The organism is Leucobacter sp. USCH14 (genome assembly GCF_037619215.1).
Classification (GTDB): domain Bacteria; phylum Actinomycetota; class Actinomycetes; order Actinomycetales; family Microbacteriaceae; genus Leucobacter.
This window is the reverse complement of sequence record NZ_JAQPZP010000002.1, coordinates 352,017-371,407: the sequence shown is the minus strand read 5'-3', so window position 1 is coordinate 371,407 and position 19,391 is coordinate 352,017. Positions and strand designations below refer to the sequence as shown.

The 19,391-nt window shown below is 66.5% G+C and carries 18 protein-coding genes and 3 pseudogenes; 8 read left to right on the top strand and 13 right to left on the bottom strand.

Annotated elements, in window-relative coordinates; all coding sequences use genetic code 11:
* Nucleotides 1–45: 45 nt before the first annotated feature.
* A pseudogene (locus PQI23_RS04095) lies at nucleotides 46–301 on the top strand (ATP-binding protein); the annotation flags it as partial.
* 125 nt (nucleotides 302–426) lie between these two features.
* Here PQI23_RS04095 and PQI23_RS04090 read toward each other — a convergent pair.
* Both PQI23_RS04090 and PQI23_RS04085 read right to left on the bottom strand, forming a co-directional pair.
* Nucleotides 427–1,143, bottom strand: coding sequence for an ABC transporter ATP-binding protein (locus tag PQI23_RS04090; protein ID WP_339971783.1), 717 nt, complete (start codon nucleotides 1,141–1,143; stop codon nucleotides 427–429).
* A complete protein-coding gene (locus tag PQI23_RS04085; RefSeq protein WP_339971837.1) occupies nucleotides 1,140–2,231 on the bottom strand; it encodes an ABC transporter permease in 1,092 nt (363 codons plus the stop codon). The genes PQI23_RS04090 and PQI23_RS04085 overlap by 4 nt, the downstream gene beginning before the upstream one ends.
* Before the next feature lie 148 nt (nucleotides 2,232–2,379).
* Between PQI23_RS04085 and PQI23_RS04080 the strand changes: the two genes are divergently transcribed.
* From PQI23_RS04080 to PQI23_RS13965, 5 genes and pseudogenes are all read left to right on the top strand, one after another.
* Entirely contained in the window at nucleotides 2,380–3,576 is a 1,197-nt protein-coding gene (locus tag PQI23_RS04080) for a sensor histidine kinase (protein ID WP_339971781.1), read from the top strand.
* Nucleotides 3,573–4,193: a response regulator transcription factor gene (locus PQI23_RS04075; RefSeq protein WP_339971779.1), complete on the top strand. Its 621-nt coding sequence runs from the start codon at nucleotides 3,573–3,575 to the stop codon at nucleotides 4,191–4,193. The genes PQI23_RS04080 and PQI23_RS04075 overlap by 4 nt, the downstream gene beginning before the upstream one ends.
* A gap of 288 nt (nucleotides 4,194–4,481) precedes the next feature.
* On the top strand, nucleotides 4,482–4,979 hold the full coding sequence (locus PQI23_RS04070; protein WP_339971776.1) for a hypothetical protein: 498 nt from the start codon (nucleotides 4,482–4,484) through the stop codon (nucleotides 4,977–4,979).
* A 46-nt stretch (nucleotides 4,980–5,025) separates the two neighbouring features.
* Nucleotides 5,026–5,280 (top strand): annotated as a pseudogene (locus PQI23_RS04065) (IS3-like element ISAar45 family transposase); the annotation flags it as partial.
* Nucleotides 5,281–5,385 (top strand): annotated as a pseudogene (locus PQI23_RS13965) (tyrosine-type recombinase/integrase); the annotation flags it as partial.
* A 592-nt stretch (nucleotides 5,386–5,977) separates the two neighbouring features.
* On the opposite strand, the gene nrdF reads toward PQI23_RS13965, so the two are convergent.
* From nrdF to PQI23_RS04035, 5 genes are all read right to left on the bottom strand, one after another.
* Entirely contained in the window at nucleotides 5,978–6,946 is a 969-nt protein-coding gene (nrdF, locus tag PQI23_RS04055) for a class 1b ribonucleoside-diphosphate reductase subunit beta (protein WP_339971774.1), read from the bottom strand.
* Nucleotides 6,947–6,999: 53 nt separating this feature from the next.
* Nucleotides 7,000–9,141 carry a class 1b ribonucleoside-diphosphate reductase subunit alpha gene (nrdE, locus tag PQI23_RS04050; RefSeq protein WP_339971835.1) on the bottom strand — a complete coding sequence of 714 codons (2,142 nt, stop codon included), beginning with the start codon at nucleotides 9,139–9,141 and terminating at the stop codon, nucleotides 7,000–7,002.
* Nucleotides 9,141–9,569 (bottom strand): class Ib ribonucleoside-diphosphate reductase assembly flavoprotein NrdI, encoded by a 429-nt coding sequence (gene nrdI / locus PQI23_RS04045; RefSeq protein ID WP_339971772.1) that lies wholly within the window; start codon nucleotides 9,567–9,569, stop codon nucleotides 9,141–9,143. The genes nrdE and nrdI overlap by 1 nt, the downstream gene beginning before the upstream one ends.
* 83 nt (nucleotides 9,570–9,652) lie before the next feature.
* Nucleotides 9,653–9,886, bottom strand: a complete 234-nt coding sequence (nrdH, locus tag PQI23_RS04040; protein ID WP_010155847.1) for a glutaredoxin-like protein NrdH — start codon at nucleotides 9,884–9,886, stop codon at nucleotides 9,653–9,655.
* A 250-nt stretch (nucleotides 9,887–10,136) separates the two neighbouring features.
* On the bottom strand, nucleotides 10,137–10,553 hold the full coding sequence (locus PQI23_RS04035; RefSeq protein ID WP_339971768.1) for a hypothetical protein: 417 nt from the start codon (nucleotides 10,551–10,553) through the stop codon (nucleotides 10,137–10,139).
* A gap of 191 nt (nucleotides 10,554–10,744) precedes the next feature.
* Here PQI23_RS04035 and PQI23_RS04030 point away from each other — a divergent pair, with 191 nt between their 5' ends.
* Entirely contained in the window at nucleotides 10,745–11,257 is a 513-nt protein-coding gene (locus PQI23_RS04030; RefSeq protein WP_339971766.1) for a DUF421 domain-containing protein, read from the top strand.
* A gap of 32 nt (nucleotides 11,258–11,289) precedes the next feature.
* Here PQI23_RS04030 and PQI23_RS04025 read toward each other — a convergent pair whose 3' ends face one another.
* The 5 genes from PQI23_RS04025 to PQI23_RS04005 form a co-directional block, all read right to left on the bottom strand.
* On the bottom strand, nucleotides 11,290–12,192 hold the full coding sequence (locus PQI23_RS04025) for a ribokinase (protein WP_339971764.1): 903 nt from the start codon (nucleotides 12,190–12,192) through the stop codon (nucleotides 11,290–11,292).
* Between the two features lie 46 nt (nucleotides 12,193–12,238).
* Nucleotides 12,239–12,697 carry a 23S rRNA (pseudouridine(1915)-N(3))-methyltransferase RlmH gene (locus PQI23_RS04020; protein WP_339971762.1) on the bottom strand — a complete coding sequence of 153 codons (459 nt, stop codon included), beginning with the start codon at nucleotides 12,695–12,697 and terminating at the stop codon, nucleotides 12,239–12,241.
* Nucleotides 12,694–13,917: a pyridoxal phosphate-dependent aminotransferase gene (locus tag PQI23_RS04015; RefSeq protein WP_339971760.1), complete on the bottom strand. Its 1,224-nt coding sequence runs from the start codon at nucleotides 13,915–13,917 to the stop codon at nucleotides 12,694–12,696. The genes PQI23_RS04020 and PQI23_RS04015 overlap by 4 nt, the downstream gene beginning before the upstream one ends.
* Before the next feature lie 208 nt (nucleotides 13,918–14,125).
* Complete coding sequence (locus PQI23_RS04010; protein ID WP_339971758.1) at nucleotides 14,126–15,472, bottom strand: APC family permease; 1,347 nt, start codon at nucleotides 15,470–15,472, stop codon at nucleotides 14,126–14,128.
* The gene (locus tag PQI23_RS04005) at nucleotides 15,469–16,329 is read right to left on the bottom strand and encodes a carbon-nitrogen hydrolase family protein (RefSeq protein ID WP_339971756.1); all 861 of its coding nucleotides are present in this window, start codon (nucleotides 16,327–16,329) and stop codon (nucleotides 15,469–15,471) included. Before PQI23_RS04005 ends, PQI23_RS04010 begins: the two co-directional genes overlap by 4 nt.
* A gap of 88 nt (nucleotides 16,330–16,417) precedes the next feature.
* On the opposite strand from PQI23_RS04005, the gene PQI23_RS04000 reads away from it, so the two are divergent.
* A complete protein-coding gene (locus tag PQI23_RS04000) occupies nucleotides 16,418–17,032 on the top strand; it encodes a TetR/AcrR family transcriptional regulator (RefSeq protein ID WP_339971754.1) in 615 nt (204 codons plus the stop codon).
* Nucleotides 17,033–17,227: 195 nt separating this feature from the next.
* On the opposite strand, the gene PQI23_RS03995 is transcribed toward PQI23_RS04000, so the two are convergent.
* Entirely contained in the window at nucleotides 17,228–19,096 is a 1,869-nt protein-coding gene (locus PQI23_RS03995) for an ABC transporter ATP-binding protein (RefSeq protein ID WP_339971833.1), read from the bottom strand.
* Nucleotides 19,097–19,391: the final 295 nt, after the last annotated feature.

Genomic DNA, 19,391 nt, shown 5'->3' with positions numbered 1-19,391 from the left:
ACAAGAAAACCGGTCGGAACACAAACCAGCCAATTCAACCAAGTATCCGCAATGCGCTCGTTTGCCAACAGCCTGCTGGCCAACGCCGAGACGAGGATCATCTACCGACAGGAATTCGACCAGCTCGGCGTCACCGCTCGAGCGCCCGGACTCACTGGCATAGAACAGAAGCTGCTTCCGGGCTCGGCGTGGGAAGGGGCTCTGGCGCATCAAGGATCACTCGTTCGTCTGCCAGCACCAATTACACCCCGAGGAGTTGGAACTCTTTGACACCACGGGTCGCACGGTAACCAAAACTTAGAAGTTCGCGTGAATACTGACGGTTTGGCGGGAACATCAAGGTACGAGGACCATGCGGGGTGCTCGACACTTAAAGTTCCCGCAACTTCCCCGTGCTCCTATTCTCTCATCGTTCCGCCGTCCAGCTCAGCGTGTGAGCGCGTGCCCTGCGGCAGGGGTGGTGATGCGGCCGTCGATGACTGTGACGAGGTCGTCCAGGGCGTCGCGGTGCACGAGGTCGTGGGTAACGAGCAAGGTGGCGGTGTCGCGTTCGTGGGTGAGGCGGGCGAGGAGCTGCATGATCTCCGCACCGCGTTCTTGATCCAAGGCGCTGGTCGGCTCGTCGACGAGCAGCACCTCGGGTTCGTGGACGATGCCGCGGGCGATGGCCACCCGTTGCCGTTGCCCGCCGGAGAGCTGATGGGGGCGCTTGTCGGCGTGCTCGGTGAGTCCGACTGCGTCGAGCAGCTCCTCGACACGGGTGTCGATCCTCCCGCGCCTATGCCGGCTGCTGCCACCGCCGAGGCGTGCCATGAGCTGGAGTTGCTCGCGAGCTGTGAGCGCCGGAAGCAGGTTCGACTGCTGGAAGACGATGCCGATGCGCTCACGGCGGAGTTCGGTGGCGTCGGTCTTTGAGAGCTGGGCGGCGTCGATCAAGTCCGACTCATTCCCGATGAGGACGCCGCCGGAGTCGGGGCGGATCAGGGTCGCTGCGACGGCGAGGATGCTGGATTTGCCGGATCCGGAGGGGCCGGTAATGCCGGTGACGGTGCCGTTGTCTCCACGGAGGGTGACGTCATCGACAGCGGTGATGTGGTTGTCCCCGTCGGGGAAGGTGAGGGTGACGTTCTGCAGTTCGATCATCGGTTGCTCCCAAGGGCGGTGAGGGGGTCGGCTTTGGTGACGGAGCGCAGCGCGAACGCGGCTCCTGCAAGGCCCAGCACCGCCATCACGACGGCCGGGACAAAAGTTGTCAGCGGGCTCACGACGAACGGCAGTGCCTGTCCCGCGAGCGTCCCAAGCCCGACCACGGCCGCAAGGCCGACCCCGATCCCGGCGGCGAGCACGATGAAGGCTTGCCCAAGGGAATCTCGCACGAGCGACCCGGTCGTGGCCCCTAATGCTTTGAGCACGGCGATGTCGCCTGCGCGTTGCATCGTCCAGACGGTGAAGAACGCACCGACAACGAGCGCGGAGATCCCGAAGAGCATCACGATCATGAGCCCGAGCGACCCGATCTCAGACTGGAATGCCTCCAATGCGGTCAGACTCGTCAACGGCGTTTCCGCGACCGTGTCCGTGTCGGCACCTACGGCCTCCCAGTCTGCGTCGCCGGTGACGGCGAGCACCGTGGCCTCGCCCGTGCCGCCGACGCGTTGGCTGGCCTCGCTCCACGCATCCGGGGTCATGACAATGACCGGGGTGTGGCTGTACCAGAGATCCCCGCCGATAGCGGCGACGGTGAAGTCGTGGCCGGTGATCGAGATCGTATCACCGACCTCGACACCGAGGTCGTCGGCGGCGTCGGATGAGAGACCGACGTCGGTATCGGAATCTGGGGTGAGCTCGCACAGCGGGTTCGGTCCGATGGCCGGAGCTTCCTGAGGGAGCCCGTAGAGGGCGACCCCGGTGGGGTCGTCGGTATCTCTGGCCGAAGCCCGCGACTGGACGATCCCGACCGGTATCACCGACTCGACGCCATCTGCCTGTACCCACGCCTGGACGGTGTCCTCGTCGAGGGAGGAGGTTGCGAAGCTCGGGTCACTGTTGTCGGGCTGCTGCAGCACGAGACGGTCTCCGGGCAGCTGCAGTACGGACGAGATGTTCTGGGCGGCAAGTCCTCCGGTGAGGCCTGAGAGGAAGCCGACGAGCAGGGTGATCAGGGCGACAACGGCCCCGATGAGGAGGAACCGGCCGCGTGCGAACCGCAGCTCTCTCCACGCGACGAACACGATGATGCCTTTCCGCTCGAACACTCTGCCCGAGCTGCTCTTCACCCTCCTTTCAAGGGGCGTGGTCGGGCATCGCCTAAACTGTGGATTCGCGGTCAAACTTTCGGTTGATGGCCCGGAAACGCGGTTCGCATAGGCTTAAGCTGTCATGCCGCACTCGACCCTCGCCCCGGTGTTCACCGGCCTCCGCTTCGGCCTGCACGCTCTCCTGATCGGGCTTGCGGGTTTCGCGGCCGTGCGCGCATTCGTCGTCTTCTCCCCGGTCGCAGCATGGACGCTGGTCATCGGGGTCGCGTTCGTCGCGGTCTACGTCGCCGGCGCATGGGCGGCGCGCTCCGGTCGCGCAGCAGATTCGTCCGGTCGCAGGTTCGCGGTCGTCTGGGTCGTCGCGCTGACCCTGTTGTGGGCGGTGCTGACGTGGGTGAGCCCCGAGGGGGCGTACCTGGTCTTCCCCCTGTTCTTCCTCTACCTCCATGTCTTGCCTGGCTCCGGAGGGGTCGCGGCGATCGTGATCACAACCGTGTTCTCGGTCCTCGCCCTCGGACTGCATCTCGGGTTCAGCGTCGGCGGGGTGATCGGTCCGCTCGTCGGCGCCGGCGTCGCTCTCCTGATCGGGCTCGCCTACCGCGCACTGCGGCGTGAGGCCGAGGAACGCGAGCGTCTCCTTACCGAGCTTATCCGCACTCGGCAGCAGCTTGCCGAGACCGAACGTGAACAAGGCGCTCTCGCGGAGCGTGCGCGCCTGGCTCGCGAGATCCACGACACCGTCGCCCAGGGCCTGTCCTCGGTTCAGATGCTCCTGCGCGCCGCTGAACGCGACACCCCCGAACCCGGCGCCGGGTACCTGAAACTGGCACGCGAGACCGCCGCAGATTGCCTCTCCGAGACGAGACAGATCATCCGCGAGCTCACCCCCGCCCGACTCGATGACGGTCTCGCCGCCGCGCTGCGCAGGCTCGGACAGGAACAGACCGACCGTACGTCGTTGCCCGTCGAGGTGGCCGCTGAGGATCTCGATCTGCCGATGGGCACCCAGACCGCGCTGCTGCGCATCGCCCAGGGCGCGGTGTCGAACGCGATCCGCCACGCGGACGCCACCCTGATCGCCGTCGAGCTCGCACGTGAGGGCGACGCTGTGTCATTGGTCGTTTGCGACAACGGGCAGGGCTTCGACGTGTCCTCGGCCGTCGCCGACTCTCACGAGTCCGATTCCTTCGGACTGCACGCTATGCGTGAGCGTGTGGAACAGCTCGACGGCGCCCTCGCCATCACCTCGGCAGCCGGCGACGGCACCACGATCACCGCACGGCTGCCGCTCCCGACAGGGAGCGGGGCGTCCTCATGATCCGGATCGTGCTCGCCGACGACCACCCCGTCGTCCGCGCCGGGCTCCGCGCCATGCTCTCAGGTGATTCAGACCTTGACATGATCGGGGAGGCGGAGACCCCTGACGATGCCGTTGCCCTCGCTACCGATTTGACACCAGACGTGGTGCTCATGGATTTGCAGTTCGGCACCGAACAGACAGGGGCTGATGCGACCCGCCGTATTCGCGCTCTGCCGAACCCGCCAGCGGTGCTGGTGCTCACGAACTACGATACCGACAGCGACATCCTCGGCGCGGTCGAGGCCGGTGCTAGCGGTTATCTCCTCAAGGACGCCCCGCCCGAAGAGCTCATCGCCGCGATCTATGCTGCTGCCTCGGGCGAGACTGCTCTTGCCCCTGCGATCGCGGGTCGCCTGCTCGCCCGGATGCGCTCCCCGCAGCCCAGCCTTAGCGCCCGCGAGACCGAAGTGTTGCGGCTCGTCGCCGACGGCGCAACGAACAACGAGATCGCGGCTCAGCTGCACATCAGCGACGCGACCGTGAAATCGCACCTCGTGCATATCTACACCAAGCTCGGCGCCTCCTCCCGCACCGCTGCCGTCGCTACCGCACGCGACACCGGTCTCCTGAGATAGAGGAGTACTCGGCGTTTTTACTCCGGATTCTGTAACAGCGACCTGGGCGTAGATGCTCTCGTTGTATGCGTTTTCGCCGATGGTGAGGTCGGGGCGTACGATCGTCTCGATGTAGCGGTCGGTGCCTGCGATGCTGAGGCCGAAGAGGTCGCTGATCGCCCGTGCGTCGCCGCGGGTGGCGTGAGCCTCGGCGAGCATGCAATCTTCGCGGAGGGCCTGCGGGCGGATGCCTCCCTGCTCCCAGGGACGGGTTCGGTTCGCGGCCATCATCCTGGGTGCGGAGCGCTGGTGCATGATGAGGTGCGGGTTCTGCGAGTTCGGCCAACTGCTCTGGTGGTAGTCGAGCCATCGCGTGAGGCGTTCGCGGACGGGAGCGGTGTCCAGCGGCATTGGGATGTTGCCGTTGACCTTGGTGGTCGTCATGCCGCGGGTGGGGTTCTGAAAGACGAGCTTGAAGACTTGAGCACCTTGCCAGTGACCGCAGGCCACAGCGGGCTCGCCATCGATGAGCAGCCCGGCGGCGTCGAGCACGTTGATGGTGGAGACGATGTTGCCGTCGTAGCGTGGGAGTTGGAGCACTTCGGAGGCTCGGATCTTCGCGCTCGGGCTGTCGCGGAGGGTTTGCATCAGACGCAGGAAATGGCTCACGTCGTTGCGTCGGCGGACAGACCAGCCGAACTGCTCGGGGTCGGGGGCGACCTCGATGATGACGGGCTGCACCCACCCGGTCAGGGCGAGGGGTCTGCTGAGGGTTTGGTTGAGTCCAACACTGCTTCGATCGAGTGATCGTTGCTGGGAGGATGATGACTATGCCATCGAAGCACAGTGAGGGGAGATGGCCGCGGCCAACGACCCGATCCGGGTGTCGGTTGCGGTGGCGTGCCGGGTGCTCGGCTTCAGCGAGCAGACATACTACCAATGGCTGAAACAGCACGTTTGAGCTCGAGAAGCTGAGCAGCAGCACCTGATCGGTGTGCTCCGTGATTTGCACGCAGAGGATCCCGAGGGCGGATACCGGGTGCTTGCCGATGACCTTCACGATCTCGGCTACGAGGTCTCGGAGCGGCGGGTGTGGCGGCCGTGCAAGGTCCAGCGGATGCTCGGTCACGCGTCAGCCGCGATGACTCTCGATGTGTATACAGATCTGTTCGACGATGACCTTGACGCTGTCGCCGCTTCCCTCAGTGCTGCAAGACTCACCGCCCTGCGCGACGCGAGCTCGTTTTTGATTTTGCGGTTACGTGGGCATACACTCGAGATACGTTCCGCCGGCATCAACCCAGCGATGATAAACGAGAAAGCCCCCGCCCTTTCGAACGGAGGCCTTCCTGCCTGATCTAGGAGCTAGGCGACCAACCGAACATCTTCCTGGATCAATTTGCGAGACGCGCACTCGCCCTTGCGGTCGATGCACGGCGGAAACGTGCCTCCGACAGTATGGATGGTAGTCATCCCGTACTGATCGGACCAGATTCCAGTCACGGGGACGCGCTGCCCCGTCTTCCATTCCCCATTGGGGCCTTTCGGAGTGTGCATGATGTCACTCCCTTCTCCCACCTGAGGAATCTCCTCACATGGCGGGTCTTTACAACGGGAAAAGGCTCCCGCGCGCACGCGAGAACCCTTCCCGTAAATCTGGTAGCAATTGACGCAGTGTCGATGCACGACCAAAAGAAATGTGAGCAAAATGTGGGCAAATGCGCCATCGCAGCCATGTCGCGAAGTTGTATTCATGTCCATCACCTTCCCTTACATTTCTCGAAAAATTCGCTTGATCGGGTCTTTTAGAAGTCCCAGTCCTCGTCTTCGGTGGCGACGGCCTTGCCGATGACGTACGACGAGCCCGACCCGCTGAAGAAGTCGTGGTTCTCGTCCGCATTGGGCGAGAGCGACGAGAGGATCGCCGGATTGACGTCCGTCATCTCCTTCGGGAACATCGGCTCGTAGCCGAGGTTCATGAGCGCCTTGTTGGCGTTGTAGTGGAGGAACTTCTTGACGTCCTCGGTGAGGCCCACCGGGTCGTAGAGGTCGGCGGTGTACTTGACCTCGTTCTCGTACAGCTCGTACATGAGCGAGAACGTGTAGTCCTTGAGCTCCTGGCGGCGCTCCTCGGTCTCGTTCTCGAGGCCCTTCTGGTACTTGTAGCCGATGTAGTAGCCGTGCACGGCCTCGTCGCGGATGATGAGGCGGATCAGGTCGGCCGTGTTGGTGAGCTTGGCGTGGCTCGACCAGTACATGGGCAGGTAGAAGCCGGAGTAGAAGAGGAACGACTCGAGCAGCGTCGAGGCGACCTTGCGCTTCAGCGGATCATCACCCTCGTAGTAGTCGGTGATGATCTGCGCCTTCTTCTGCAGATTCGGGTTCTCCATCGACCAGCGGAACGCGTCGTCGATCTCCTGCGTCGAGCAGAGCGTGGAGAAGATCGACGAGTAGCTCTTCGCGTGCACCGACTCCATGAACGCGATGTTCGTGTAGACGGCCTCCTCGTGCGGGGTGATCGCGTCGGGGATCAGCGACACGGCGCCGACGGTGCCCTGGATCGTGTCGAGCAGGGTGAGCCCGGTGAACACGCGCATGGTGAGCAGCTGCTCCTGCGGCGTGAGCGTGGCCCACGACTGCACGTCGTTCGACAGCGGCACCTTCTCGGGCAGCCAGAAGTTGTTGACGAGTCGGTTCCAGACCTCGAGGTCCTTGTCGTCCTGGATCCGGTTCCAGTTGATCGCCTGCACGGCGTGGCCCAGCTTGAAGTTCATCGGGTTCTCTCTACTCCGGTGGTTTCTGTGTCGTTATGCCCTGATCGCGAGGATCACAGCATGCAGCTGACGCACTCCGACATGTCGGTGCCCTCGAGTGCGAGCTGACGCAGGCGGATGTAGTAGATCGTCTTGATGCCCTTGCGCCATGCGTAGATCTGCGCCTTGTTGATGTCGCGCGTCGTCGCGGTGTCCTTGAAGAACAGCGTGAGCGACAGGCCCTGGTCGACGTGCTGCGTCGCAGCAGCGTAGGTGTCGATGATCTTCTCGGGGCCGATCTCGTAGGCGTCGGTGTAGTACTCGAGGTTCTCGTTCGTCATGAACGGGGCCGGGTAGTACACGCGCCCGAGCTTGCCCTCCTTGCGGATCTCGATCTTCGACGCGATCGGGTGGATCGAGCTCGTCGAGTTGTTGATGTACGAGATCGAGCCGGTCGGGGGCACGGCCTGCAGGTTCTGGTTGTAGATGCCGTGCTCCATCACGCTCGCCTTGAGCTCGAGCCAGTCGGCCTGGTTCGGGATCGCGATGCCGGCCTGCGCGAAGAGTTCGGCGACGCGCGGCGTCGCGGGCGCCCACTCCCGCTCGGTGTACTTGTCGAAGAACTCGCCCGACGCGTACTGCGAATCCTCGAAGCCGCCGAACACGCTCTTCCGCTCGATCGCGATGCGGTTCGAGGCCTGCAGAGCGTGGAACAGCACGGTGTAGAAGTAGATGTTCGTGAAGTCGATGCCCTCTTCGGAGCCGTAGTGCACGTGCTCGCGGGCGAGGTACCCGTGCAGGTTCATCTGGCCGAGGCCGATGGCGTGCGACTGATCGTTGCCGTCCTCGATCGAGCGAACGGACGAGATGTGGCTCTGGTCGCTGACCGAGGTGAGGGCGCGGATCGCGAGTTCGACGGTGCCGCCGAGGTTGCCGCCGTCCATCGCCGCCGCGATGTTCATGGAGCCGAGGTTGCACGAGATGTCCTTGCCGATCTCGCTGTAGCTCAGATCCTCGTTGTACGTGGTCGGCGTGTTGACCTGGAGGATCTCGGAGCACAGGTTCGACATGTTGATGCGGCCCTTGATCGGGTTCGCCCGGTTCACCGTGTCCTCGAACACGATGTACGGGTAGCCCGACTCGAACTGCAGCTCGGCGATCGTCTGGAAGAAGTGGCGCGCGTTGATCTTCGTCTTCTTGATGCGCGAATCATCGACCATCTCGGCGTACTTCTCGGTGATCGAGATATCACCGAAGGGCACGCCGTAGACGCGCTCGACGTCGTACGGCGAGAACAGGTACATGTCCTCGCCCTTCTTGGCGAGTTCGAACGTGATGTCGGGGATCACGACGCCGAGCGACAGCGTCTTGATGCGGATCTTCTCATCCGCGTTCTCGCGCTTGGTGTCGAGGAAGCGCATGATGTCGGGGTGGTGCGCCGACAGGTAGACGGCGCCCGCGCCCTGTCGCGCCCCGAGCTGGTTCGCGTAGCTGAAGCTGTCTTCGAGCAGCTTCATCACGGGGATGATGCCGGAGGACTGGTTCTCGATCTTCTTGATCGGCGCACCGGTCTCGCGGATGTTCGACAGCAGCAGCGCGACGCCGCCGCCGCGCTTCGAGAGCTGCAGCGACGAGTTGATGCCGCGCGAGATCGACTCCATGTTGTCCTCGATGCGGAGGAGGAAGCAGGAGACGAGTTCGCCGCGCTGCGCCTTGCCGAGGTTCAGGAAGGTGGGCGTCGCCGGCTGGAACCGGCCCGACACGATCTCGCGCACGAGACCGCGGGCGAGCTCACGGTCGCCCTCGGCCAGGCCGAGCGCCGACATGACGACGCGATCCTCGAAGCGCTCGAGGTACCGCTTGCCGTCGAACGTCTTGAGTGCGTACGAGGTGAAGAACTTGAAGGCGCCGAGGAATGTCGGGAAGCGGAACTTCATCGCGAACGCCTCGTTCGTGAGCTCCTCGATGAAGGGCACGCCGTACTGCTCGATGAGCTCGCGCTCGTAGTAGTCGTTGTCGATGAGATACCGCATGCGCTCTTCGAAGTTGTGGAAGAACACCATGTTCTGATTCACGTGCTGCAGGAAGTACTGGCGCGCCGCCTCGCGGTCGCGGTCGAACTGAATGTTCCCGTCGGCGTCGTAGAGATTGAGCATCGCGTTCAGCGCGTGGTAGTCCATCTCGCTGATCTTCGACGATTCGAGTCCGGGCTCCATCACTGCGCTCGCGGTGTCGGCGGCTGTTGCTGTCGGGACCAAAACTGTTCCAATCCTTCTTGGACGGCGATGACGTCGTCGGGTGTTCCAAAGAGTTCAAATCGGTAGAGGAAGGGCACGTCGCACTTCCTGGCGACGATGTCGCCAGCGATCGCGTAGGCCTCACCGAAGTTGGTGTTGCCCGCCGCGATCACTCCGCGCAGGTACTTGCGGTTCTCCTCGTCGTTGAGGAACTTGATGACCTGCTTCGGCACGGCCCGGGTTTCCGGCCCCCCTCCGTACGTGGGCAGGAGCAGCACGTACGGTTCGGTGGCCCGGAGCGGCTCATCACCGGCCCGGATCGGGATCCGCTCGGCTGGGCGGCCGAGCTTCTCGACGAATCGGTGCGTGTTGCCGGAGACGCTGGAGAAGTAGACGAGATCCGCCATACTCCCCTCTTCCTCTCCGCTGCAGCACCGAACATACGGTATGGGGCGGGAACCCCACGTGCTCCCGCCCCATCACATCGCTCTTACGCGAGACGACCCGCGAGCTCCGAGATCTTGTCGGGGCGGAAGCCCGACCAGTGCTCGTCATCGGTCACCACCACGGGAGCCTGCAGGTAGCCGAGCTCCTTCACCGCTTCGAGCGCCGTCTCATCCTGCGAGAGATCGAGAACGTCGTACTCGATGCCCTTGCTGTCGAGCGCCCGGTAGGTCGCAGTGCACTGCACGCACGACGGCTTGGTGTATACGGTGATCGCCATTTCACGCCCTTCGATAAAAACTCGACTGCCTCGTCCGAGGCACTACATCTAGTGAACCACACCGGGGGCAACCACAACATGCAGTAGTTACACCAATGTAGTTTTTCACCGATCTCTCCCGAGAGACGGGGCCGGATCTGGGGAGAACTTTCGGCGCGGTTTCGCACTTCTTCCCCACTTATCCACAACGCCGAGGGGCCGAAAAAATTCCTTCCTCCACACCGTGCCCGGCGTGTCGGCGGAGCACGGTTCAGAGCAGCGAAACGGGCCACAGCAGCTCCCTCCCGTCCGGCTGGAACCAGCGCAGTACGAGCAGCGAATCGGCCGCGTCGGAAGCGGCCTCCGCACGCGTGCCCCGCAGTGCGACCCGCAGTCGCTCGCCCGGCAGCACCGTGCGCGGCAGAGACAGCCCGAGCAGGCCGTCACCGGCCAGCGAGAAGCACACGGCGTGCAGCGCCGCCGCGCTCATGTTCTCCACCTCGATCACGCCGCTCGCAGAACGCTTCGAGACGCGCCAGGGCGCCTCGATCGCCGACGGATCGTCGCGCACCGCAGCGGGAGCGGCGGGAGCGGCGGGAGCGGCAGCGATGACGGGGCCTGCGCGGGCGGTCGGGGACGACCCGCGCGCCCGCGGCTGCACTCGCGCTGAGAGTCGGAAGGGGATCATGCCTCGATGATCGAGGCAGCCGCCGACATTCATGCAACCGCGCTCCTGCCAGTGAACGCACACCGCACGCGCACTGTCGCATCGACTCCGCTGGAGCGCAAGCCGCCAGACACCGCTCTCCTGCTGTGGCACCGTGGAGCCGCGCCGCCGCTGCACCGCGTGCGGCCTCGCGCGAAGAGGGGAGATTCAGTATGTGGTTCGATTCGTGGTCGGATGTCATTCGCACAGTGATCGTCGGAGCGGGCGCGTACGGCTTCCTCGTGATCGCGCTCCTGATGCTCGGCAAGCGCACGCTGAGTCAGATGAACGCGTTCGACTTCGTCGTCACGGTAGCCCTCGGCTCGATCCTCGCCACGATCCTGCTCACCAGCGATGTCTCCTGGACCGAAGGGGCCGCCGCGATGCTGCTGCTCGCAGGATTGCAGTTCATCGTCGCCTGGCTGTCAACGCGCTTCCGCTGGTTCAGCAGGCTGGTCACCTCGCAACCGGTCCTGCTGGTCTCGAACGGACAGCTCGACCGCGATGCGCTCGCCGCGAATCGCCTCACCGAGTCGCAGGTGCTGCAGGCCGTGCGCGGAGGCGGATACGGAGACGTCGCTCTGGTCGGCGCGGTCGTGCTCGAACCCAACGGGAAACTGAGCGTGATCAGTCACGAGCAGATGGGATCGGGATCCGCGATGCCGGCATCGGCCCGAGAGGCATAGCGGCCGAGATGCGACGCGGACCGGCACACCCGCTACGGCAGGTACGCACCCAGTTGCTGCAGCGCGGGCTGCGAGCGCTCGTCCGCGACCGCCGCCGCACCGACCGCGCACGCGGCTGCAAGCGCCGCGTCCTCGGCGACGCCGGAGATGAGCGCCGCCACGAGTGCGGCGCAGAACGCATCGCCCGCCCCCACGGTGCTCACCACGTCGACCGCGGATGCGGAGGCCCGCGCGACCTCGACCCCGTCGCGCAGCAGCCGGGCGCCGTCGGCGCCGAGGCTGACGGCCACGAGCGGGCCGCCGCTGGTCCGGTCGCGGTCGCGGTCGCGGGAGGGGGCGCCGCCCGCCCCGTCCCCGTGCAGCGCGGGCATCGCCGCGAACTCGGTCTCGTTCACGATCACGAGATCCGCTCGCTGCAGCACCTCCTCCGGCAGCTCGGCGGCGGGCGCCGCGTTGACGGCGAAGAATCCCGTGCACGCGCGCGCCGCGTCGACGACGGCCGCCATCGGCACTTCGAGCTGCACGAGCACGGCCTCACCCGGCGCGAAGGCGTCGGCCGAGTCAGGCCCCTGCACCGCCACCGCCGCGTTCGCCCCCGGACACACGCTGATCTGATTCTCCCCGTTCGCATCGACGCAGATGAGCGCGACCCCCGTCGGCTCGTCGACGGTGCGCACGGCAGACGCGTCCACCCCCGCGGCGACGAGCGTCTCGCGGGCGAGCGCCCCGTCGGCGTCGTCGCCCACCGCGCCGATCATGCGCGTCGCGATGCCGAGCGCCGCCGCCGCGACCGCCTGGTTCGCGCCTTTCCCGCCCGGCAGGCGGGTGAAGGATCCCCCGCCGATCGTCTCCCCCGGCCTCGGCAGGGTGGTCGTGCGCGCGATGAGGTCGATGTTGATGCTGCCGACGACGGCGAGCCGGGGAGTACGCGTCACTGCGGGCCTTCCTGAAGCGGGCGGGCTGCGGGCGATCCGAGTCGGATCACACGTGATGATACGAGCGGTTCGCCGAGATCTCCTGCGAACGATACAGCTGCTCGACGAGCATCAGCCGCACGAGCTGATGCGGGAAGACGAGCTGGGAGAGGCTCCACACGAAGTCGGCGCGCGCCCGCACCCGGTCGTCGACGCCGTACGCCCCGCCGATGATCGCCGTCACCGGCCTGCCCGCGTCGAACGCGCTCTGCAGCGTGCGCGCGAGCGCGGGCGAGTCGATGTTTCGCCCGCGCTCGTCGAGCAGCACGACGAAGGCGTCGCGATCCAGCTTGCTCAGCAGCCGATCCGACTCCTCCGCGCGCGCCGCATCGCCCTCGCGTGACGAGTGCGGCAGGAGTTGCCAGACCGTGTCGTACGGCTTGCGCAGGCGCTTCTCGTACCGTCCGATGCCGTCGACGACCCAGCTCTCGTGCTTCTTGCCGACGGCGAGGATTCTGACGCTCACGCTCGCCGCGTCTCGAGGTACTCGCCGATGCGCCCGATGGCCTCGGTGAGCACCGGCACCGAGGGCAGTGTTACGAAGCGCAGGTGATCCGGCGTGGGCAGATTGAACCCCCGGCCGTTGGTCACCAGCACGTGGGTCGCCCGCAGCACGTCGATGACGAACCGCTGATCGTCGACGATCGGATACACCTCGGGGTCGAGCCGCGGGAACAGGTACATCGCCCCGCTCGGCAGCTCGCAGTCGACACCCGGAATCCCGGTCAGCAGGCGGTGCGCTGCGTCCCGCTGCTCGCGCAGGCGGCCGCCGGGCGCGCAGAGCTCGGCGATGCCCGACCAGTTCGAGGCCTGTGAGAGGGCGACGGGGACCGCGTGCTGTGCGGGCACGTTCGCGCACATCCGCATGTTCGCGAGCAGCTGCAGACCTTCGAGGAAGTCGCGGGCGCGAGCGCGGTCGCCCGAGACGGCGAGCCAGCCCGCGCGGTACCCCGCGACGCGCTGCGCCTTCGACAGACCGCTGAACGTGAGGCAGAGGGTGTCGCGCACGTGCAGCGCCGCGTGCTCGTGCCGCGCGCCGTCGTAGAGGATGCGCTCGTAGATCTCGTCGGCCATCAGCACGATGCCGTGCCGCTCGGCGAGGGCGGCGAACCCGCGCACGAGCTCGGCCGAGTACACCGCGCCCGTCGGATTGTTCGGGTTGATGAGCACGATGCCCTTGGTCGCCGGCGTGACGAGGCGCTCGATGGCGTCGAGGTCGGGCATCCACCCGTTCGACTCGTCGCACGGGTAGTGCACGGCGAGGCTCCCCGACAGGGTGACCTGCGCCGTCCAGAGCGGGTAGTCGGGGGACGGGACGAGGATCTCGTCGCCCTCATCGACCAGCGCCTGCACCACCAACGAGATCATCTCGCTCACCCCGTTGCCGATGAACACGTCGTCGGGGGTGACGCCGGCGACGCCCTCCTCCGAGTAGTACCGGGCAACGGCCTCGCGAGCCGGCAGGATGCCCCGCGAATCGCTGTACCCCTGCGCTTCGGCGAGCGCCTCCTGCAGTCGCTCGACGATCTCGGGCGGCGCCTCGAAGCCGAAGGGCGCCGGGTTGCCGATGTTGAGCTTCAGGATCCGGTGCCCCTCGCGCTCGAGGCGCTCCGCCTCCTGCAGGATCGGGCCGCGCACGTCGTAGCGCACCCCCGCGAGCTTCCGTGACTGGGTGATAGTGCGCACGGACACGATCCTACGTCGCGAGGCGGCACCGCCGCCCGCAGATCCTCTCCCGCCGGCTCCGCCCGCCGCGCCCGCCGCGCAGCTCCGCCCCCTTTCTGTGAGCGGGGTCACTTTCGGAGGGTGTCGCAGCCGTTTCGCATGTCGACACACTCCCGAAGTGACCCCGCTCGCAGATTTTGGGGACTTCGCCGCTATCCACCCGCCCCGCTCAGCGCTCCGAGAGCACCGGGACGGGGCGCCGGAAGCCGCCCGTCGCGACGGCGAGCATGACGACGCCGAGCAGCAGCCATGCTCCGCCCACCGCGTACGCCTCGGGGTGCAGCTTCGAGAAGAGGTACAGATCGACCGCGAACCCCGCGACCGGGATCAGGCTGAGCAGCACGGTGACCGCTGTCGAGCGAGCGCGATCCGCACGCCGCCAGATCCAGACGAGGAACGCGACGTTCACCAGCGCGAACGCCAGGAACGCGCCGAAGTTGATGTACGCGGTCGCCTTGCCGATGTCGAGCAGCATGCCGAGCATGCCGATCGCGCCGATCAGCAGGATGTTGATCCACGGCACCCGGAAGGCGGAGCTGAGCCGCCCGAACACCGCGCGCGGAAGCACGCCGTCGCGGCCCATCACGAACAGCAGCCGACTCGACGTCGCCTGGATCGCGAGACCCGAACCGAAACCGGCGATCACGCTCACGAGGTTGTTGATGTTCGTGAACGCGGCGCCGCCGGCGAAGATGGAGATCGTGTACCCCGCGGTGTCGGGATTGTCGAACGACCCGCCCGGGTGCACCAGCTGCATGAGGAACGAGACGCCCACGAAGATGCATCCGCCGATGAGCACGGCCAGCACGATGCCGCGCGGAATGTCGCGGCGCGGCTGCTTCGTCTCCTCGCTGAGGGTGCTGATCGCGTCGAACCCGAGGAACGAGTACGCGGCCACAGCAGCGGCGGAGCTCACGGCGACGACGTTCGTCTGCTCGTTCCACAGTGCGCTCGATGCGGCCCCGCCGCCCTCTCTCCCGAGGAAGAGGATCAGCACGATCACGAGCGCCGCGACCGAGGCCATCGCGGTGATGGTGAGCACGATGTTCACGCGGTCGGCCAGGGCGATGCCCAGCAGATTGATCACCGTCGTCGCACCGACGTTGATGAGCAGCCAGACCCACAGCGGAATGCCCGGGAACTGCGCATGCAGATAGGTGGATTGGATCAGCCACGCCACCATGGGGAGGAAGAGGTAGTCGAGCAGGATCACCCACCCCGCGAAGAAGCCGACAACGCGCCCGAGCGTCTTGCCGACGTAGGTGTAGGCGGATCCTGCGGTCGGATACGCCCGCGCGAGCAGCGCGTACGCGATCGCCGTGAGGAGCATGGCGGCGGTGGCGATGAGGTAGGCCGTCGGCGCGGCACCGCGACTCGCCTCCGACACCACGCCGAAGGTCGAGGTGACGATGCTCGGCGACATGTAGGCGAGGCCGAAGAAGACGACTCCGAGGAGCCCGAGGCGCGGAAGGAGTTTCGTCGGTCGCGCCTCCGTCGCGGCGGTCAGGGTGCTCATGCGTTCGCCCCCTCCGGCTCGCGCGGCGTCCAGCTCTTCGGCGAGATGCTCCCGCCGTAGAGCGGCAGGTCGATCGGAGCGTCGTCTGCGCGGAACTGGGCCCAGGGGCGGGAGACGCCTCCCGTGCCGAACTTCCGCACCGCGTCCACCTGGGCGAAGTCGACGACGGAGGTGAGGATCTCCTGCTCCGCGGTCGAGGAGCTCATGCGGATCGCGCCGTCGGGATCGACCAGCAGCGAGCGTCCGCGGCCCGTCGGCGCGGCGGCGTTCACGGAAGCGACCCACACCTGGTTCATGATCGCGTTTCCGCGGACGATGGCGAGCTCCTGGTCGCGATCGCTCGTGTTGGTCTGCACGAGGTTGAGGATGAGGTCGGCTCCCGCCCACGCGAGGTGGCGCACGTGCTCGGGGAACCAGATGTCGTAGCAGATCGAGATGCCGACGCGGCCGTAGCCGGGCAGATCGAAGACCGTGAACGTGCCTCCCGGGGCGCACACCTCCGCCGGACGCCACGGGAAGATCTTGCGGTACGTCGCACGCACAGCGCCGTCCGGGCCGAACACCACCGCGGTGTTGTGCACGCGACCGGATTCGCCGCGTTCGTAGAAGGTTCCCGGTACGAGCCAGATGCCGAGTTCGGCGGCGAGCGCGCCGAGCCGGGCGAACCGCTCATCGCCGAGCGGCGTGGCGAGCTGCTCGACGTCGGGCGCGTCTCCGGGGGTGTCGAGATGGAGCTCGGGGTAGACCCAGAGCTGCATCTCCGGGTGCGACGCGGAGCTCCTGCGCAGGTGCTCCTCGAATTCGGACAGCGTTGTCGAGTGGTGCTGCACCAGCGCAACACCGAGTGATCGGCTCATAGCCTTCCTTTCATTAGTTAATGAAACTTTAAATAACTCATACGGGCCTGTCAACGGCGAGGCGAGCGTGCTCTGGAAGAATGGGCGCATGGCCCGCCCTCGCAACCAGGAAGCACGCAAACGAGAACTCGTGTCGGTCACGTCGCAGCTTCTGGTGGAACGCGGTCAGGGAGGCGCGCGACTGGTCGACATCGCGGAGGCCGCGTCGCTCACGCCTGCCGCGGTGAGCTACTACTATCCGGATCTCGCAGACCTCTACGCCGACACCTACGAGACGGCGATCGAGGAGTACCTCACCCGGCGTCGCGAGCACGTCGCGCACATCGAGTCGCCCGTCGACCGCCTCACCGAGTGCATCGCGCTCGGCGTTCCGCACGCGGGTACGAGCTCTCGCTCCGCAACCGTTCTGCTGATGGAGCTCTCCGCGCTCGCCATCCGACAGGAGCGCATCGTCGCCTCAGGGATGGAGTTCGAAGCCGAGCAGCTGCGCCTGTTCAGCGAGATCCTCGAATCGGGCGTCGCACAGGGCGCGATGCGACTGCAGTACGGCGTGCTCGAAACGGCGCGGGCGATTCTCGCCGTCGAGGACGGGATCGCCATCCCCGTCGTGGCCGGGCGCCTGCCGTCCGAGGAGGCGCTGCACGTGACGCTGTCGGTCGCGTCGTCCCTCACCGGCGCGGACCTGCTCGCCGCGCGCCGCTAGCCGCGGCGGCGTGCGTCGCCCCCCTTCTCTCTCCTCCCCGCCCACGCCCCCTCCCCACCACCGTGCGAGCGGGGTCACTTTCGGAGCGTGTCGCACCGGTTCCGCCCGCCGACACCCTCCCGAAGTGACCCCGCTCGGAGGAGGGAGGGGCGGCGAGGGGCGGCGAGGCGGCGGGAGGCGGAGCGCAGCGCAGCCCTACTGCTGCTGGGCGTAGAGCTCCGCGTAGGCGCCGCCACGCTCGAGCAGCTGCTGGTGAGTTCCGTGCTCCAGAATGCGCCCCCCGCCGACCACGTAGATGCGGTCGGCGTCGACGATCGTCGAGAGGCGATGCGCGATCGCGATGGTGGTGCGACCGCTGCGCGCATCCTCGAGCGCGTGCTGCACGATGCGCTCGTTGACGGTGTCGAGCGCGCTCGTCGCCTCGTCGAGCACCAGCACGCGCGGGTTCTTCAGCAGCACGCGGGCGATCGCGATGCGCTGCTTCTCGCCGCCGGAGAGGCGGTAGCCGCGCTCCCCCACGATCGTGTCGTAGCCGTCGGCGAAACTCTCGATCGTGTCGTGGATGTTGGCCAGCCGCGCGGCGGCCTGCACCTCGTGCAACGACGCACCGGGTTTGGCGTACTGCAGGTTGGCGAGGATCGACGCATGGAAGAGGTAGGGCTCCTGCGTCACCACGCCGATGCGATCCATCAGCGCCTCCTGCCGAAGCTCGCGCACGTCGTCGTCGCCGTAGCGCACGGTTCCCGAGGTGGCGTCGTAGAGGCGGGGCACGAGCGAGCCGATCGTCGTCTTGCCCGATCCGGATGCGCCGACGAATGCCACGAACTCCCCCGGTTCCACGTGGAACGACACGGCGTCGAGCGTGGGGCGGTCGTCGGGGCCCGCGTCGGGGTACCGGAACGAGACGGAGTCGAAGGTGATGCGACCGGCGCGTCCCGGCTCATCGGAGGGCTCCCGCGCGTCGACTGCGTCGACGATCGCGGGCTTCAGATCCAGGTACTCGAAGATGCGGGCGAACAGCGCCTGCGAGGTCTGCAGGTCGAGCGCGATGCGCATGAGCGCGACGAGCGGGAACAGCAGCCGCGACTGCACCGTGGTGAAGGCGACGATCGTTCCCGCGGTGATGCCGGGATCGAACCCCTCGCTCTGCCCGCGCGCGATCAGCCACCCCGAGACCAGGTAGACGATCGCGGGCACCGCCGACAGGAAGACCTGCACGAGCGCGAAGAACAGCTGGCCGCTCATCGTCTGCCGCACCTGCAGGTCGATCTGGTTGCGGTTCTCGGCCGAGTACCGCTCGGTCTCGGTGCTCTGGCGCGAGTAGGTCTTCGCGAGCAGCACGCCCGAGATGGAGAGCGCCTCCTGCGTGATCGCGCTCATCTCCGACAGCGACTCCTGCGTGCGACCCGCGATCTTCGCCCGGATCTGCCCGACGCGGCGCTGCGCGATCACGAGCACCGGCATGACGACGACGGCGATCAGCGTCAGCTGCCAGCTCAGCAGCAGCATCGCCACGACGGCCGCGACGACGGTGACGGTGTTGCCGATGATGTTGGAGACCGTGTTCGTCAGCACGTTGGCGACGCCGCCGACGTCGTTCTGCAGACGGGACTGGATCACGCCGGTCTTGGTGCGGGTGAAGAAGCCGAGCTCCATCGACTGCAGGTGGGAGAAGAGCCGCACCCGCAGGTCGCCCATCACGCGGTTGCCGACGCGAGCGGTGAAGAGCGTCTGCAGAATGCCGAGTCCCGACGAGACGATGAAGACCGCGATCATCGCGCCGACGAGCCACGCGAGCACGGTGAGATGCGGCCCGCCGCCGTCGAGCGGGAAGAGCCCTTCGTCGAACACGCGCTGGGTGAGCAGCGGCGGCAGAATCGCGAGCCCCGCGGAGACCAGCACGAGCGCGATGATCACGACGAGTTGCAGTCGGTAGGGACGGAACAGGGCGGCGATGCGGCGCCCGAGCCCCTCGACCGCGGGCGCGTCCTGGTTGAGCTTGCGCTGCAGCTCGGCGTCGCCGGCGGAGATTCGGGATCCTCTCCCGACCGGCCCGCTGCCCATGGTCATGCTTCACCCGCGCTCATGCTTCGGAGGATAGCGCGCTGCGAGCAGCGAAGGCGCCGTGTTCGCCGGAGGCTGTTGCGGGCTTGCCGCACTGCGTGCGCGCCGAGCAACCCCCAGTGCGTCCGCCGACAGCGGATTTTCGGGCCGAACCCGGCGCTGATCTGGCATTCCCGGGGCGACGAATGCCTCTGCCCGAAGGTGCCCGGGTCGCATCTTCAGGCGGTAGCGCATACCCTAAGAGATCTGACGTGCAGGGGGACGGAGGTGTCCGGCCCTCTTCACGCGTGCCCGA

Bases quoted from the DNA above. Each gene is read 5' to 3' on its own strand.
- PQI23_RS04000 (WP_339971754.1), top strand. From the start codon at position 16,418: ATGGCCCGCCCTCGCAACCAGGAAGCACGCAAACGAGAACTCGTGTCG.
- PQI23_RS04090 (WP_339971783.1), bottom strand. From the start codon at position 1,143: ATGATCGAACTGCAGAACGTCACCCTCACCTTCCCCGACGGGGACAAC.
- nrdI (WP_339971772.1), bottom strand. From the start codon at position 9,569: ATGGCGGATCTCGTCTACTTCTCCAGCGTCTCCGGCAACACGCACCGA.
- PQI23_RS04030 (WP_339971766.1), top strand. From the start codon at position 10,745: ATGTGGTTCGATTCGTGGTCGGATGTCATTCGCACAGTGATCGTCGGA.
- nrdE (WP_339971835.1), bottom strand. From the start codon at position 9,141: ATGGAGCCCGGACTCGAATCGTCGAAGATCAGCGAGATGGACTACCAC.
- PQI23_RS04075 (WP_339971779.1), top strand. From the start codon at position 3,573: ATGATCCGGATCGTGCTCGCCGACGACCACCCCGTCGTCCGCGCCGGG.
- nrdH (WP_010155847.1), bottom strand. From the start codon at position 9,886: ATGGCGATCACCGTATACACCAAGCCGTCGTGCGTGCAGTGCACTGCG.
- PQI23_RS04080 (WP_339971781.1), top strand. From the start codon at position 2,380: ATGCCGCACTCGACCCTCGCCCCGGTGTTCACCGGCCTCCGCTTCGGC.
- nrdF (WP_339971774.1), bottom strand. From the start codon at position 6,946: ATGAACTTCAAGCTGGGCCACGCCGTGCAGGCGATCAACTGGAACCGG.
- PQI23_RS04010 (WP_339971758.1), bottom strand. From the start codon at position 15,472: ATGAGCACCCTGACCGCCGCGACGGAGGCGCGACCGACGAAACTCCTT.
- PQI23_RS04005 (WP_339971756.1), bottom strand. From the start codon at position 16,329: ATGAGCCGATCACTCGGTGTTGCGCTGGTGCAGCACCACTCGACAACG.
- PQI23_RS03995 (WP_339971833.1), bottom strand. From the start codon at position 19,096: ATGGGCAGCGGGCCGGTCGGGAGAGGATCCCGAATCTCCGCCGGCGAC.
- PQI23_RS04035 (WP_339971768.1), bottom strand. From the start codon at position 10,553: ATGATCCCCTTCCGACTCTCAGCGCGAGTGCAGCCGCGGGCGCGCGGG.